The 15,848-nt window shown below is 64.2% G+C and carries 15 protein-coding genes; 9 read left to right on the top strand and 6 right to left on the bottom strand.

The genetic code is table 11. The annotated features are described in order from the left end of the window. Positions 1-16 precede the first annotated feature (16 nt). The 3 genes from gatA (at position 17) to O987_RS01385 (ending at position 4,920) form a co-directional block, all read left to right on the top strand. Entirely contained in the window at positions 17-1,507 is a 1,491-nt protein-coding gene (gene gatA / locus O987_RS01395; protein ID WP_043370596.1) for an Asp-tRNA(Asn)/Glu-tRNA(Gln) amidotransferase subunit GatA, read from the top strand. A gap of 150 nt (positions 1,508-1,657) precedes the next feature. Further along, positions 1,658-3,115, top strand: coding sequence for an Asp-tRNA(Asn)/Glu-tRNA(Gln) amidotransferase subunit GatB (gatB, locus tag O987_RS01390; RefSeq protein WP_003059479.1), 1,458 nt, complete (start codon positions 1,658-1,660; stop codon positions 3,113-3,115). A 992-nt stretch (positions 3,116-4,107) separates the two neighbouring features. Continuing rightward, positions 4,108-4,920, top strand: a complete 813-nt coding sequence (locus O987_RS01385; RefSeq protein ID WP_043370593.1) for an alpha/beta hydrolase — start codon at positions 4,108-4,110, stop codon at positions 4,918-4,920. A gap of 65 nt (positions 4,921-4,985) precedes the next feature. Here the strand turns inward: O987_RS01385 and O987_RS01380 are convergent, their stop codons facing one another. The 4 genes from O987_RS01380 to serA form a co-directional block, all read right to left on the bottom strand. Beyond that, positions 4,986-5,324 (bottom strand): YegP family protein, encoded by a 339-nt coding sequence (locus tag O987_RS01380; protein ID WP_003059482.1) that lies wholly within the window; start codon positions 5,322-5,324, stop codon positions 4,986-4,988. Between the two features lie 122 nt (positions 5,325-5,446). Next, entirely contained in the window at positions 5,447-6,268 is an 822-nt protein-coding gene (locus O987_RS01375) for a hypothetical protein (RefSeq protein WP_043370590.1), read from the bottom strand. Then, positions 6,265-8,265: an OPT family oligopeptide transporter gene (locus tag O987_RS01370; RefSeq protein ID WP_043370589.1), complete on the bottom strand. Its 2,001-nt coding sequence runs from the start codon at positions 8,263-8,265 to the stop codon at positions 6,265-6,267. The genes O987_RS01375 and O987_RS01370 overlap by 4 nt, the downstream gene beginning before the upstream one ends. 163 nt (positions 8,266-8,428) lie before the next feature. Beyond that, complete coding sequence (serA, locus tag O987_RS01365; RefSeq protein ID WP_043376003.1) at positions 8,429-9,658, bottom strand: phosphoglycerate dehydrogenase; 1,230 nt, start codon at positions 9,656-9,658, stop codon at positions 8,429-8,431. A gap of 234 nt (positions 9,659-9,892) precedes the next feature. Here serA and O987_RS01360 point away from each other — a divergent pair, with 234 nt between their 5' ends. The 5 genes from O987_RS01360 (at position 9,893) to O987_RS01340 (ending at position 13,603) form a co-directional block, all read left to right on the top strand. Beyond that, on the top strand, positions 9,893-10,939 hold the full coding sequence (locus O987_RS01360; RefSeq protein ID WP_043376001.1) for a hypothetical protein: 1,047 nt from the start codon (positions 9,893-9,895) through the stop codon (positions 10,937-10,939). Between the two features lie 93 nt (positions 10,940-11,032). Then, positions 11,033-11,596 carry a nitroreductase family protein gene (locus tag O987_RS01355; RefSeq protein ID WP_043370587.1) on the top strand — a complete coding sequence of 188 codons (564 nt, stop codon included), beginning with the start codon at positions 11,033-11,035 and terminating at the stop codon, positions 11,594-11,596. A 137-nt stretch (positions 11,597-11,733) separates the two neighbouring features. Beyond that, entirely contained in the window at positions 11,734-12,855 is a 1,122-nt protein-coding gene (locus O987_RS01350; RefSeq protein WP_235214236.1) for an HPP family protein, read from the top strand. Between the two features lie 89 nt (positions 12,856-12,944). After that, a complete protein-coding gene (locus tag O987_RS01345) occupies positions 12,945-13,163 on the top strand; it encodes a hypothetical protein (RefSeq protein ID WP_043370584.1) in 219 nt (72 codons plus the stop codon). A gap of 86 nt (positions 13,164-13,249) precedes the next feature. Further along, positions 13,250-13,603: a hypothetical protein gene (locus tag O987_RS01340; protein ID WP_019042310.1), complete on the top strand. Its 354-nt coding sequence runs from the start codon at positions 13,250-13,252 to the stop codon at positions 13,601-13,603. 15 nt (positions 13,604-13,618) lie between these two features. Here the strand turns inward: O987_RS01340 and O987_RS01335 are convergent, their stop codons facing one another. Beyond that, positions 13,619-14,290 carry a hypothetical protein gene (locus O987_RS01335; RefSeq protein ID WP_043370583.1) on the bottom strand — a complete coding sequence of 224 codons (672 nt, stop codon included), beginning with the start codon at positions 14,288-14,290 and terminating at the stop codon, positions 13,619-13,621. An 8-nt stretch (positions 14,291-14,298) separates the two neighbouring features. After that, the gene (gene pyrE, locus O987_RS01330) at positions 14,299-15,000 is read right to left on the bottom strand and encodes an orotate phosphoribosyltransferase (RefSeq protein ID WP_003059500.1); all 702 of its coding nucleotides are present in this window, start codon (positions 14,998-15,000) and stop codon (positions 14,299-14,301) included. Positions 15,001-15,010: 10 nt separating this feature from the next. On the opposite strand from pyrE, the gene O987_RS01325 reads away from it, so the two are divergent. Continuing rightward, positions 15,011-15,814 carry an exodeoxyribonuclease III gene (locus O987_RS01325; RefSeq protein ID WP_019042312.1) on the top strand — a complete coding sequence of 268 codons (804 nt, stop codon included), beginning with the start codon at positions 15,011-15,013 and terminating at the stop codon, positions 15,812-15,814. Positions 15,815-15,848 lie beyond the last annotated feature (34 nt).

Here is a 15,848-nt window from a genome sequence, read left to right as displayed (position 1 = left end):
CGGGACACACAAGAACATGAGCCAAACCGAACTCCACCAACTGAGCGTGGCCGAGCTGGCCGCGCAACTGCGCGCCAAGCAGGTCTCCGCCACCGAAGCCGCCCAGCATTTCCTGGCCCGCGCCAAGCAGCACCAGAACCTGGGCGCTTTTGTCGCCATCAATGAAGACGCCACCCTGGCCCAGGCCAAGGCTGCCGACGCCCTGATTGCCGAAGGCAAGGGCGGCAAGCTGGCCGGCGTGCCCATCGCGCACAAGGACATCTTCGTCACCAAGGACTTCCCCACCACCGCCGCCAGCAAGATGCTGGAGGGCTACCAGTCGCCGTTCGACGCCACCGTGGTGAAGAAGCTGGCCGATGCCGGCGTGGTCACCCTGGGCAAGCTCAACTGCGACGAGTTCGCCATGGGCGGCGCCAACGAGAATTCGGCCGTGGCCCCCGTGGGCTTTGATGCGGCCCAGCCCGTGCGCAACCCCTGGAACACCGAGCGCGTACCCGGCGGCTCGTCCGGCGGCTCGGCCGCCGCCGTGGCCGCGCGTCTGGCACCGGCCGTGACCGGCACCGACACCGGCGGCTCGATCCGCCAGCCCGCCTCGTTCTGCGGCATCACCGGCATCAAGCCCACCTACGGCCGCGCCAGCCGCTACGGCATGATCGCCTTTGCCTCCAGCCTCGACCAGGCCGGCCCCATGGGCCGCAGCGCCGAAGATTGCGCGCTGCTGCTCTCCGAGATGTGCGGCCCCGATCTGGACCGCGACTCCACCAGCCTGGACTACCCGGCCGAGGACTTCACTGCCCGCCTGGGTGACTCGATCGAAGGCCTGCGCATCGGCGTGCCCGCCGAGTTCTTTGGCGAGGGACTGTCCGACGATGTCCGCACAGCCGTGGACGCCGCGCTCAAGGAATACGAAAAGCTGGGCGCCAAGCTGGTGCCCGTGAGCCTGCCGCGCACCGAGCTGTCCGTGCCCGTGTACTACATCCTGGCTCCGGCCGAGGCTTCGTCCAATCTGTCGCGCTTTGACGGCGTGAAGTTCGGCCACCGCGCCGCCAAGTACGAAGACCTCAACGACATGTACAAAAAGACCCGCGCCGAAGGCTTTGGCGACGAGGTCAAGCGCCGCATCATGATCGGCGCCTATGTGCTGTCCGAAGGCTATTACGACGCCTACTACCTGCAGGCACAGAAGATCCGCCGCATGATCGCCGACGACTTCCAGGCCGCCTTCAAGGACTGCGACGTCATCGCCGGCGCGGCCGCGCCGACGACGGCCTGGGCGATTGGCGGCAAGGCCGACCCCGTGAGCAACTATCTGGCCGACATCTTCACCCTGCCCGCATCGCTGGCCGGCCTGCCCGGTCTCAGCCTGCCCGCAGGCTTCGGCGACGGCGGCATGCCCGTGGGCCTGCAGCTGATCGGCAACTACTTCGGCGAAGCCAAGCTGCTGAACGCGGCCCACCGCTTCCAGCAAGCGACCGACTTCCACCTGAAGAGCCCTGTTGGCATTTAAATGAAACACCCCCTGAGTCGCTTCGCGCCTTCCCCCTCAAGGGGGACGACCGCCTCGCTGCGGGGCGGCCCTTGCTCGCTGTCCCTGGATCGGGCCGCGCCGGTTTCATGCGCGGCGCCATGGATACAGCCCACTTTTTGAAGCAAGAACATGACTGTGAAACTAATCAATGGCTACGAAGTCGTCATCGGCTTCGAGACCCACACCCAGCTGGCGACCAACAGCAAGATCTTCAGCCGTGCCAGCACCGCCTTCGGCGCCGAGCCCAACACCCAGGCCTGCGCCGTGGACCTGGCCCTGCCCGGCACGCTGCCGGTGATGAACAAAAAAGCCGTGGAATGCGCGATCAAGCTCGGCCTGTCGCTGGGCTCGACGATTGCGCCGCGCAGCATTTTTGCGCGCAAGAACTACTTCTACCCCGACCTGCCCAAGGGCTACCAGATCTCCCAGTTCGAGATCCCCGTGGTGCAAGGCGGTGAAGTCAGCTTCTATCTGGAAGAAGGCAAGAACAACGTCCTCAAGACCGTGCGCCTGGTGCGCGCCCACCTGGAGGAAGACGCCGGCAAGTCCGTGCACGACGAGTTCATCGGCCAGTCCGGCATCGACCTGAACCGCGCCGGCACGCCGCTGCTGGAAATCGTGACCGAGCCCGATATCCGCTCCACCGCCGAAGCCGTGGCCTACGCCAAGGAACTGCACAAGATCGTCACCTGGATCGGCATCTGCGACGGCAACATGCAGGAAGGCTCGTTCCGCTGTGACGCCAACGTGTCCGTGCGCAAGCCCGGCCAGCCGCTGGGCACCCGCCGCGAGATCAAGAACCTGAACTCGTTCAGGAACATGCAGATCGCCATCGATTACGAAATCCTCTGGCAGATCGAGCAGATCGAGGACGGCCACCAGATCCAGCAGGCCACCGTGCTCTTCAACCCCGACACGGGCGAGACCCGCGCCATGCGCACCAAGGAAGACGCGGCCGACTACCGCTACTTCCCCGACCCCGACCTGCCCCCGCTGGTCGTGGCGCCCGAATGGGTGGAGCAGGTCAAGGCCGAGATGCCCGAGCTGCCCCGCGCCATGGCCGCGCGCTTTGTCGCGCAATACGGCCTGCCCGAGTACGACGCCACCACGCTGACGCAAAGCCAGGCCATGGCCGCCTACTTTGAAGCCGCCGCCAAGGCCTGCGGCCAGCCCAAGCTGGCGTCCAACTGGATCATGGGCGAGATCTCGCGCCGCCTGAACATGGAAGAGATCGGCATGGACCAGGTCAAGGTCAGCGCCGGACAACTGGGCACCCTGATCGCCCGCATCCACGGCAATGTCATCAGCAACAACTCGGCCAAGCAGGTGTTTGAAGCCCTGTGGACCGGCGAAGGCAGTGATGTGGATGCCGTGATCGACGCCAAGGATCTCAAGCAGTCCAACGACACCGGCGCGCTGGAAGCCATCATCGACGAGGTGATCGCCGCCAACCCCGCCAACGTCGAGCAATACCGCGCCGGCAAGGACAAGGCCTTCAATGCCCTGGTCGGCCAGGTCATGAAGGCTTCCAAGGGCAAGGCCAACCCCGGCCAGGTCAACGAGCTGCTCAAGGCCAAGCTGGCCTAAAGCTTTTCGCTCAGGCACCCGCCCCACCAACAAGGCCGCAGGCAGTACATGCCTGCGGCTTTTTGCTTGTTGCCAGCAGGAACTGTGACGAAATAAGCTTCTATCAACACAGCATCGCTTTGTCGCCAGCGGCAGAGGCAGGGTCTCGCCCCGGCCGGCGACCTTCTTTTCTTGCTCGTGCAAGCAAAGAAGGCAAAAGAACACGACCCGACTGTCCGCGACCCTACGCTACGTTTCACTTCGCTCCGGGCAAACCTGCGTCACGCCATTCTGTCTGCGGTGCGGCAAAACTCACTTTGCGCTGCGCGCGCCGCTCAAACAGGTTGCCGCAAGTCAGAGCACGATGCAACGCTGGCCTGCGGCAGCGTTGCCCGCAGCCTGACCCGCGTGCCGCAGGCGCTAACACACGGGTGGAAGCGGATACGAACGGCCTGCGAGAGTTATGACGAAATTGGCTTCTTTCGCTTATCTGTATTGCGGTAGCAGCTATTAATTTTCCAAAGAAGCTATCCCGCATCCGGTATTGCCCCTTGTGCCAACGCCTGCGACGGCAGGCTCTTGGTGCTGGCAGTTGCACCGCAGAGTGCGACTGCATCGTCACCCAATCTGCGGCAACCTGTTTGAGCGGAGTGCGCCAGCACGCAGTGAGTTTTGCCGCACAGCCCCAAGAGCTTGACGGCGCAGGTTGCCCGCAGGCGAAGCCGGAGGGACGGGGGCAGTAGGGGCTGGCTCTTTGCCGACTTTCTGGCAGCAGAAAGTCGGTCGGCAGGCGGGCCGAGACCCGCCCTCTGCAAGCAAAGCAGGCATGCAATCAGCCTCGCCAAAACAGCTAAAGCATCACCACGAGCCAAACCAGCCCAAGCACAGACGACACCAGCGCCACCCGCTATCAATTCCTCAAACCGCCGCTTACATAAAGCCGAGGTAAAGCGCACACCAAACCCACACAAATCTGCGCACAATCCGGCGCAAACCCCATATCTTTGCGCTCCATGTTCTCCAAGCTGCTCAAGCCCCTGCTCTGGCTGCTGGCCCTGTGCCTGGCGGTCTATATCTGTATCTGCAGCTATATGTTTGCGCAGCAGCGCCAGATGATTTTTCCGGGCGGCAGCACGCAGGTGGCGGCCGAGAGCACCGATTTCTCGCTGCAGCGCGCCGATGTGCTGCTGCGGGGCTGGCAGCTGCACCCGGCGGATGGCAAGGCGCGCAATGCGGTGATCTACTTTGGCGGCAATGCCGAGAACATTGCCCACCGGCGCCAGCAGCTGGCGCGCAGCCTGCCGCACAGCGATATCTACATGCTGGCCTACCGCGGCTACGGTGCCAGCGAGGGCGAGCCCACGCAGGAGCTGATGGAGCTCGATGCAGCCGCCCTGTTCGACGAGGTCAGGCGCCTGCACCCCGAGCTGCCCATCACCGTGATCGGTCGCAGCCTGGGCACGGGCGTGGCGGCTGCCGTGGCCGATCTGCGCCAGCCGGACCAGCTGGTGCTGGTCACTCCTTTCGACAGCGTTCTCAACACCGTGCGCGGCATGTATGGCTGGCTGCCCGTGGAGCTGCTGCTGCGAGACCCGTTTGACTCTGCCGCGCATCTGCGCAACTACCGGGGGCCGATTCTCGTGCTGCGCGCGGGACGCGACCAGGTGGTGCTGCCCGAGCGCACCGATGCGCTGCTGCACAGCCTCAAGGGCAAGGCAGTGCAGGTGCTGGCGTTTGCCCAGGCCAACCATTCGAGCATCTTCCGCGCCAACGGCTTCTGGAGCGCCATTGAGCAGTTTGTGGACGCGCGCCACAAGGCGGCCTGAAGGACTCTGGTGCGGCGCGCGGCAAAGCGGTGCATGGCCGACCGCGGCGCGGCCGGCCCTGAGTCTCAAGCGCCGGCCAGATCCTTGATGCTCGTGGTCGCGCCGTTCTTCCTCACGGACTCGATGCCCGCATCGCGCGAGGCCGCCGAGGCATAGAGCTGGCTGCTGCCTATGACCTGGTGGTTGGCGGCCTTGAGGTTGAAATGCTCCTTGCCGTTGCTGGCGGTCTTTTTCTCGTAGCGCTCGGCCAACGGGCTGTTGGTCTGTACCGAGGCGATGCCGTTCTCGGCCGCCGCCCGGGTCTTGTACAGCTCGCTGGTGAGAATGATCTCGCCGTTGCCGGCCTTGAGCACAAACCGGAACTGCCCATCGCTGCTCTTGCTCAACTCGAAATGACCTGCCATCGGTTTCTCCTAGGTTGCAAAAAAGCGGCCTGCGCCGCGGGGGTAGCCGGCACACTATAAAACCAGCGCTGCCGAAACCGTGCATTTCAGGGCCGGCTGCGCGGCCGCTGCATCACACCCTGTCAGCTTTCCATCGCACTTGCACAAGGCGGCTCCAGCCCCAGACCCTCGGCCAGGCTCTCGGCATAGCCCAGCATCAACGTGCGCCGCGATAGCAGCGCAGACGCCAGCTGCGACCAGCCCTGATGCTCGCACAGCTCGGGCCGCCCCTTGCCATAGAGTCTGCGCAAATCCTCTATCAGCCGCTCGACCAGCGCCGCATCGGGCAAGCTGGCGCGCACAAAGCCCATCCACGCAGCGCCCATGCCGAAGAAACGGTAGCCGTATTGGGCTGCCAGATGGCGGATCAAGGCATGGTTCTGAAAACTGTCCCAGTCCGCGCTGAAATAGCCATTGGGCTGGCCTGCAATCATGAGTTCGTCGCTGGGCACGGGCAGACGCTGGACATAGACCACCTCGTCGAGCAGCACCTCGGGACTGCGGTTGGCCAGCAGCAGGGCATCTACATCCTCGGCCGCCAGCAGCAGCGTGCCGCAGACCTGCGCCCAGTCCTGCACCAGCTCGGGCCGCTGCAGCTGCGCCACGCGGTGCTGCAGCGAAGCCAGCGTCAGGGCCTGCTCCTGCGCCGGGTCCTCCCAGTCCATGTCCTCGGGGTCATCCAGATACAGGCGCTCATCCTGGCTCGCATGGCCGCTGGTGTAGCTGCACTGACTCACATCGTCCAGCGTGCAGAGGTAGCGATGTGCAGGGTCGGCGGCACGCAGCGCGTGCAGCCGCTGCAGCACCTCGTCCAGCGTCTTGAACTCCTGCAGCCACTCATGCGCGAAGCCGAAGTTGCCCCGGCGGTATTCGGTCTGTTCCCCGTCGAATTTTCCTGTCTTCATTTGCTCAGCACCCGGTGATAAAAGAACACACACAGGCCCACGAAATAGGCCAGGCCCAACCACATGGCGGGCGCAAAGCCCTCGCCCACCAGGGCCAGTGGCGCATCCTTGCCGCTGAAGCCTATCAGTGCCGCAATCAGCAGGCCCATCAGGCTCTCGCCCACGATCAGGCCAGAGGCCAGCAGCAGGCCGCGCTCCTCGGCCGCTGCCGTCCAGTCCTTGCCGCCGCGCTGCGCATAGGCCTTGATGGCTCTGGCAATGCACCAGCCCAGCACCGCGCCTATGGTCAGCGTCAGGCCTATGGTGGGCGGCAGATAGATGCCCAGACCCACGGCCAGCGGCGGCAGCGCGCCCTTGCCGCTCCTGCGCAAGGCCAGATCGATCAGGATGACGGCAATGCCCACGGCCACGCCCAGACCCAGCATGCTCCAGTCCAGCGAGCCCTTGAAGATGCCGCTGGCAATCTGCATCATCAGCGTGGCCTGCGGCGCGGCCAGGGCCTGATTCGGGTCCATGCCGGCTCGCGGCATGCTGCCTGCAAAACCGTAGGCGTTGTAGAGCAGATCCAGCACGGGCGGTATGACCAGCGCCCCCACCAGACAGCCGATGACGAGCACGATCTGCTGACGCCAGGGCGTGGCACCCACCAGGTAGCCGGTCTTGAGATCCTGCAGGTTGTCGTTGGAGATGGCGGCCATGGCCAGAACCGCCGAGACCATGAACAGCACCAACGCAATGCCCATCTGTCCGGAGACGGCACTGGCATAGGCCGGCACCAGGGCATGCAGCGCCAGCAGGGCCACGCCCATCAGCAGGGTGGCGATGATGCCGATGCCCGAGATGGGACTGGCCGAAGAGCCGACCAGACCGGCCATATAGCCGCAGGCCGCCGCCACCAGAAAACCGAACAGGGCCGCGAACAGCACGCACAGGGCCGCCAGTCCGTAGCGCGCGCCGACGGCCAGGTCGGGCATATGCCCGGCGATGAAGTCATTGACTACCAGGAACAGCACGCCCAGCGCGACGGCTCCTATCATCAGCATCCAGCTGCGCGGCATGTCCTTGTCGGTTTCATCGCCACCGGCCCCCTCGGCAACGCTGCGCGCAGGCTGGTTGCGAATCGCCAGCACAATGGGCTTGGCCAGCGTGGCCACGGTCCACAGCGCCGAGATGCCGATGACGCCCGCCCCCAGAAAGCGGGCCTTGCTGCCCCAGAGCTGGGTGGACAGCTCGGAGAGCGCCTGGCCGGCCGCAGGAGAAGCCTGGGCCGTCAGCCAGGGTACGACCACACCCCAGCACAACGCCAGCCCCACAAGCACCGCAATGCCCGCAGCCGCGCCCATCAGATAGCCGGCGGCCAGCAGGGCGGGCGAAAAGCCCGCCGCCACGCGAAAGGCCACGCTGCCTGCGGGAATCCAGAAATTGAAGGCATCGCCGAGCAGACGCAGACCGCCGCTGAGAAAACCGAACAGCGCGGCCAGCCCCGTGCCCCAGCCCAGCTCGCGCAAGCCCGAACTGCGGGGCTTGCCCTGGTTCTGCGGATCGTGGAGATGGCGCTGCTCGTCGCCTACGCGCAACACCTCGGCAGCGGCCACGCCCTCGGGATAGGGCAGCTCGGACTGCACCACCAGCACGCGGCGCAGGGGCACGGTGTAGAGCACGCCCAGCGTACCGCCGGCCGCACAGATCAATGCCGTCTGCCAGAACGGGAAGCCCGTCCACAGCCCCAGCATGAGCAGGGCCGGCAGCACGAAGATGACCGAGGACAAGGTGCCGGCCGCCGAGGCCTGGGTCTGCACCAGATTGTTTTCAAGAATGTTGGAATCCTTGAAGCGATAGAGCAAGGCCATGGAGATCACGGCGGCGGGAATCGCCGAGGCAAAGGTCAGCCCGACCTTGAGCCCCAGATAGACGTTGGCGGCGGTGAACGCCAGGGTGATGAGCGCGCCCAACAGCACGCCACGGAAGGTGAACTCTCTCTTGGGTGGTGTAGTCATTGTGCAAGCGGGAGGGTCTGTGACGGCACAAGCCTAGCATCAGCGACGCAAAACACCATATCTTCCAGCGCAGCGTGCATCCCGGCCCCAGACTGGCAGCATCGATGACCGAGCCATGAAAAAAGGAGACCGAAGTCTCCCTTGTCGTTCAGCGGCCCAGGCCTCAGAACAGCACGCGGCAGCGGATGGTGCCCGCGATCTGCGCGAGCTTCTCCAGCGCCAGCGCCGAGGACTTGGCATCGATATCGATCACCACATAGCCGACCTTCTCATCGGTGCGCAGATACTGGCCCGCGATATTGATGCCGTTGTCGGCAAACACCTGGTTGATGGCCGAGAGAATGCCGGGGCGGTTCTCGTGCACATGCAGGATGCGGTTGTTGCCAGGATGCTCGGGCAGCGCCACTTCGGGGAAGTTGACGGCCGAGGTGGTGGTGCCGTTGTCGCTGTACTTGACCAGCTTCTCCGCCACTTCCAGACCGATATTGGCCTGCGCTTCCATGGTGGAGCCGCCGATGTGCGGCGTGAGAATGACATTGTCCATGCCGCGCAGCGGCGACAGGAATTCGTCCTTGTTGCTCTTGGGCTCCTTGGGGAAGACGTCGATGGCGGCGCCCAGCAGCTTGCCGCTCCTGAGCGACTCGGCCAGGGCCTCGATATCGACCACCGTGCCGCGCGAGGCATTGATGAGAATGCTGCCGGGCTTCATGGCGGCAATCTGGGTCGCGCCCATCATGCCGTTCGTGGAGGCCAGCTCGGGCACATGCAGGGTGACGATGTCGGACTGGGCCAGCAGCTCGTTGAGACCGCTGCTCTGCTGGGCATTGCCCAGCGGCAGCTTGGTCACCACGTCGTGGAAGATGACCTTCATGCCCAGGCCTTCGGCCAGCACCGACAGCTGGGTGCCGATGGAGCCATAGCCGACGATGCCCAGCGTCTTGCCGCGAATCTCGAAGGAGTTCTCTGCGCTCTTCTTCCAGCCGCCGCGGTGGGAGACGGCGTTCTTTTCGGGGATGCCGCGCAGCAGCAGGATGGCTTCGCCCAGCACCAGCTCGGCCACGGAGCGGGTGTTGGAATAAGGTGCGTTGAAGACCACCACACCGCGCTCGCGCGCCGCATTGAGGTCGACCTGGTTGGTGCCTATGCAAAAGCAGCCCACGGCGACCAGCTTCTGCGCGGCCGCGAACACATCGGCCGTGAGCTGGGTGCGCGAGCGGATGCCGACAAAGTGCACGTCGGCGATCTTGCGCTTGAGCTCCTCGCCGTCCAGCGCGCCGGTCAGCGCCTCCACATTGGTATAGCCCGCGTCATGCAGCACCTTGAGCGCGGAGGGATGTATGCCCTCAAGCAGCAAAAACTTGATCTTCGATTTATCCAGCGACGTCTTACCCATGATCCAGCCTCGATCCATCAAAACTCCATTACAGCGGTTTCGTAATTCCGTTACAGCATCTGGGTGCATCGCCCCAGGCCCGCAGGCTGCAGACAGCCGGGATAGGCCCACCGCGCCGGCTGTAACAAATTACGACTTTCCGATTCGTTTCCTACAATCGCGATCATTCATGCGCTTCCAATTTCATAGTTGAAAGTGCAGACCATTCAAGCTTTTTCCAAGGATTTGTTGCCTATGCTGACCCTCTTGCGCCGCGCAGAAGATTTGCTGATTCAGGTTCTGCGTCTTGTCCTGCTGGCCTTCTCCATCTTTGTGCTGTTTGGCATGGGCCACTGGATCTGGGACCACTACAAGCCCAAGAAGACCGAAGGCGTCACGACCGGCGCGACGGCGCTGAACTGGAAGGATGCGCCCTACGACCTCAAGTACATGGAAGAGGAGACCGGCCGCGACCTGAGCGGCCTCGGCAATGCCGTGCCCATCGAAAAACGCCTGGCCGACCCGGCACTGCGTCCCGACTTCCGCAAGGCCGACGGCCTGCTGCGCGGCTTCATCTACAGGGACACGGCAGCGCGCAAGCGCGTGGAAGCCGAAAGCAACAGCCAGGGCCTGGATCCTATCCACCCACTGCTCAAGGGCGATGCCCTGCCCTCGGCCGACGATGTCAGCCGCCAGATCAAGATGCGCGAAGCGCGTGAGAACTCCTGCTGCGACAAGGATGCCGCCGACGCAGCCGCTGCCGAAGTCGACGCGGCCTGGACGGCTCGCCGCATCTCGCTGACCCGCGAGGACCGCATGGCCCGCGCCGCCGCAGACGCGGCAGACGCGGCAGCCGATGCAGCGATGGCCGCCGCGGCCGAGGCTTCGGGCGAAGACGCAATGCTGATGGACCCGGTGAACCTGGCCTCCGAGATCAACGACCGCGCCCAGGCGGCCGAGATGGAGCATGGCGAAGGCTCTTATGCGGCCTATCTCAAGGGACTGCCCACGGCCCTGGAGAAGGTGCTGGGCAACGAGAGCCTGGCCAAGAAGCTGCAGCAGCAGTCCGCCCCGCAGATCGTCAACACCTTGCTGACCAACTACACGCTGTCGTTCGACCGCACGGCCGCCAAGCTGCGCGGCGACAACCCCGATGAGGAAAAGTGGGAGTTTCTGGGCATGGACACGGCGTTTGCCACGCTGCTGATTTCCTGCCTGGTGATGGTGATGATGGCACTGGTGATGTTCCGCATGGAACGCCATCTGCGCGGCATCGGCACGCAACCGGATCAAAAGTCCTGATCTCCCGGCTCCTGAACAGGAGCCGAAGCTTGCGCTATCGTTTCGGGCCCGCCTCTGCACCGCAGACGGGCCCGTTTCTTTTGAGAGATCACCATGAGCACCACCCGTACCAGCACCGTCCCCGTTCACACGCAATTCATAGAGCGCATGTCGCCGCGCGCCTTTGTGCCCGAAGCATTGAGCGCCGCCCAGATCGAGCAACTGGTGGAAGCCGCCCGCTGGGCGCCTTCGGCCAGCAACAGGCAACCCTGGCACTTTGCCTATGCCCTGCGTGACGACGCGAACTGGCAGGCGTTCTCGCAGATCCCCAACGAAGCCAACCGCCGCTGGTGTCTGAATGGCGGCGCGCTGATCGTGCTGCTGTCGGACAAGCAGGCCTCGGCCGCCAAGCACAGCTTCGATGCGGGCTGTGCCTGGGGCTACCTGGCGCTGCAGGCCCATGCCATGGGTCTGGCTACACATGCCATGGGCGGCTTCTCGGCGGACGAAGCCCGCAAGGTGCTGAAGCTGCCCGAGCATCTGGTGCCCGAATGCGTGATTGCCGTGGGCCGCCGCGCCGATGCAGCCACCCTGCCCGACGACCTGCGCGAACGCGAGCTGCCGTCCAGCCGCAAACCGCTGGTCGAAGTGCTGAGCGCCGGTGCCGTGCCAGCCTGAAGCGCCAGCCCCGCTGCCAAAGCTCCACAGCCCACCCTGTGGAGCTTTTTTTGACAGAATTGCCGCATTAGCAAATACAACATTGCGGGTGCAGCTGTCCATTCTGCAACCCAGCAGCCATAGCCTATATGTCCGTCATGCAAACAATGTGGCAACGCCTGGGGCCGGTGGCCTCGCGCCCTTCTTGGAAAGAGCTGGTACGCGCCAGCATCGGTGCCGGCCTGGGTCTGGCACTGGCCGGCATCCTGGTGGGACTGGTCGAGCATTTCTTTCCCAACACCCTGTTCCTGTTCGCACCGCTGGGCGCCACGGCCGTGCTGGTGTTCGCCGTGCCCAGCAGCCCGCTGGCCCAGCCCTGGAACTGTGTGGTCGGCAACACCGTGCCCGCGCTCTACACCCTGCTGCTGCTGTGGGCGTTCCCCATGCTGTCCCAGACCTCGCTGGCTGCGCTGGCGGTGGCGGGCGCCATCGCCCTGATGCTGCTGCTGCGTGCCCTGCACCCGCCGGGAGGTGCCGTGGCCTTGCTGACAGTACTGGCTGCGACCCAGATGGCGCCGCTGGGCTGGCATCTGCTGGTACCCATGGCCGTGCTCTCGGGCGTTCTTGCCGCCGTCGGCGTGCTCTACCATCGCGCCTGCGGCCGCCCTTATCTGCACCAGCCGCCCCAGGTGGCCAAAACCCGGCGCCCCACCACGCGTCTGGCGCTGAGCGAGCAGGATCTGGAGCAGCTGCTGCAACGCTTTGAACAAAGCTACAACCTGACCCCCGAGGATCTGGGCGAGCTGCTGGCCGCCGCCGAGGAAGAGGCCATCAAGCGCCGCCTGTCCAGCGTGAACTGCGGCACCGTCATGTCCGCCAAGCTGCTGACCGTGGGCCCGCAGACTCCGCTCGAGGAAGTAGCCGAGCTGTTTCACCGTCATCTGGTCAAAAGTCTGCCCGTGGTCGATGCCCAGGGCGAGCTGATCGGCCGTGTGCTGCGTGCCGACCTGTTCGACTGGCTCTGGCAGGACCATCGCTCACGCCAGCAGCAAAATCTCTGGCAACGCCTGCGCAGCCGGCCATCCAAGGTGCAATCCGTGGCCCAGGAGCTGATGCGCGCGCCCGAGATGAGCGTGCAGGAAGACACTCCCATGGGCGATCTGCTGCACGAGCTGGCATCGCATAGCGTGCAGTTCATTGCCGTGCTGCGAGGCAAGACCCTGGTCGGCGTCATCACGCGCTCCGACGTGATCCGCACCCTGCTATCCATCAATCAATAACCCTGGGGGCAAAGCCCTCTTGCCTGACCTGTCCTGCTGGATAAACTATGGGCAGTACTGGTTTGATTGCCCGAAAAGGAGTTGCTGCCATGGACGCCGTGTTCACCCCCAACCTCGACAAGCTGCGCAACATCGTGCAAAGCTTTGGCGCCAATTCCTTTACCGCGACACAGGTGGCCACGGAGTACGAGGGGAGCACCGCCAGCAGCGAGGTCACCAAGACCTTCGAAGAGCTGCTCGCCCACCACGCAACCGTGCTGGGCATCCAGTCCGTGCCGGGCCACTATCTGGTCTGGCGCGCAAACTGAGCCGCTGACAAGCCCCTTCATGCATGCCCACCCCGGTGGGTATTTTCTTTTTCATCCAGGGATCAACTGGGCTAAAGTGCGGCGCCATGTCGCTGATTCCTCTTTCCCTCTGGTTGCCGCTGTCCGTTGCGGCCTGCGTGCTGCTGGTGCTGGCTGCCATGGGCTGGCTCTGGCGCTCGGCCCTTCGCGTTCCAGCGGGCAGCCGTGACGGCCGCAATATGCGCAACATGGCCACCATTGCCAGTGCTGGCCTGCTGCTATGGCTGGCCTATGGATTGTTCAAGGGTTATGGGGCGCTGTGGCAGGCCGATGCCCTGCTGCTCATGGCCCAGGCATCGCTGCTGGTACAGATGCCATTGATCATCGCCGCAGTGGCCTGGATTGCGGCCCTGCTGCTGGGCCGCGTCATGGCCATGCACAAGAACAGTCACGAAGACTGAAGGCGCGACACGCTCTCAGGGCGCGCGTGGTGCGGTCGGTGTCTGGTCCGCCCATAGCTTGCGCAGCTGCTGCAGCTCGGCATCGAAGCGCTGGCTGATGCGCTGCTTTTCCTCTTCCTGCTGCTTGATGAAGCGCTGCTGCTCGGCCTGGGAGTCCGTGTTGTCGTCCAGCTGGCGGCGCAGATTGGCCGGAGCCTTCTTCGGATCGTTCTGGTAGAACTCCAGCTCGGTATTGAGCTTGCGGCGGCGCTCCTTGAGATCGACCTGGCGCTGCTGGGCCACGCCGATCACATCGTTGACCTGGGAAATCGCCTCGGCTCTGGCGGCGTCATGCACACCCTGATTGGGGAAGCGCGCCAGCATGGCGCGGTCACGCGAGCGTTCTTCGCGCAGGCGCTGCTGCTCGGCCTGATCCTGGCGGCGCTTGGCTTCCAGGGCGCTGCGCTCCTGATCGGTCAGTGTCGGGCCCACGCGGCGCAGTTCGACCCCCGTGTTGCCGAGCACACGCTGCTCGCGATCGACACAGGAGGCAATCGGCCTGTCGGCCGTGATGCGCCTCCCGTTGGCATCCGTGCAGGCGTAGATACCGCCGCTATTGGCTGGGGCCTGGGCTTGAGCCGGCATGACTCCTGCCCAGACGGTAGCTACCACATACAAACCGAGTTTTGCATGCAAGGCCTGCTTCATTTGCGTGTTTATTCCTTGTCTTCGACGCCATAACGCTGACGGTAGGCCAGCACGCGTTCATGATGCTCGGGGCCGGCCTCGCCGCCTTGCTGCTCGAGATAAAGCAACAAATCGGCCAGCTTGGCAATCGCACACACCTGCATGCCCAGCTGGTTGCGCACATATTGCACAGCGCTGTGCGACACGTCCTGACCATTCTCTGTTGCCATTTCCTGACGATCCAGAGCGATGGCCACGGCGTGCGGCTCGGCACCGGCAGCCTTGATGATAGCAATCGACTCACGCGCAGCCGTGCCGGCCGACATCACGTCGTCGATGATGAGCACGCGGCCCTTGAGGGGAGCGCCCACCAGGGTGCCGCCTTCGCCATGATCCTTGGCTTCCTTGCGGTTATAGGCAAAGGGCACGTTCTTGCCCTGGCGCGCCAGCTCCACCGCCACCGTCGCAGCCAGAGGAATGCCCTTGTAGGCAGGGCCGAAGACCATGTCAAACTCCATGCCGCTGGCCAGAATGGCTTTTGCATAGAATTCAGAAAGACGGGCCATCTTGGCCCCATCGTCGAACAGGCCGGCATTGAAGAAGTACGGGCTCATGCGCCCGGCCTTGGTCTTGAATTCGCCAAAACGCAGCACGCCCGCATCGACGGCAAACTGCACGAAATCCTGCGCCAGACGGTCTGCACCGCCCATTGGCTTCTCACTCACCACCATGGATTCATCCTTGTTCAAATTAACCAGCCTCAACCTCAACGGTATCCGCTCTGCCACGACCAAAGGCGCCGAAGCCTGGATCGAAGCCACTGCGCCGGATTGTATTTGTGTCCAGGAAATCAAGGCCCAGGCTTCGGATATGGCCGGGCGCTTCGAAGTGTTGGCCGGCATGAAGGGCTACTTCCACTTTGCCGAGAAGAAGGGCTACTCGGGCGTGGGCGTCTATACCCGCCACGAGCCCAGCGATGTGGTCGTGGGCTTCGACATCGACGAGTTCGACGCCGAAGGCCGCTATGTCGAAACCCGCTTCGACACCCCCACGCGCAAGCTCTCCGTCATCAGCGCCTACTTTCCCAGCGGCAGCTCGGGCGAGCTGCGCCAGGAAGCCAAGTTCCGCTTTCTGGCCAAGATGCACAGTCACTTGATGCACCTCAAGGCCGAGCGTGACTTCGTGCTCTGTGGCGACATCAACATCGCCCACCAGCAGGCCGACCTGAAGAACTGGCGCGGCAACCAGAAGAACAGCGGCTTCCTGCCCGAAGAGCGCGACTGGATGACGAAGCTGTTGCACAAGACCGAGATCAGCGGCGGTCTGGTGGACGTCTACCGCCTGCTCCAGCCCGACACCACGGATGCCTGCTACACATGGTGGAGCAACCGGGGCCAGGCCTATGCCAACAACGTGGGATGGCGACTGGACTACCACCTGGCCACGCCGGCGGTCGCGGCCCTGGCACGCACCGAGTCCATCTACAAGGGCGAGAAGTTCTCGGACCACGCGCCCATCACCATTGGCTATGACCTGACGCTCTGAGGCGTGCAAGCAACGCCGGCAGCGCAGGCATGCT

The sequence above is a fragment of the Comamonas testosteroni TK102 genome (assembly GCF_000739375.1).
GTDB classification, from domain to species: Bacteria; Pseudomonadota; Gammaproteobacteria; order Burkholderiales; family Burkholderiaceae_C; genus Comamonas; species Comamonas brasiliensis.
This window is presented reverse-complemented; position numbering and strand designations above follow the sequence as displayed.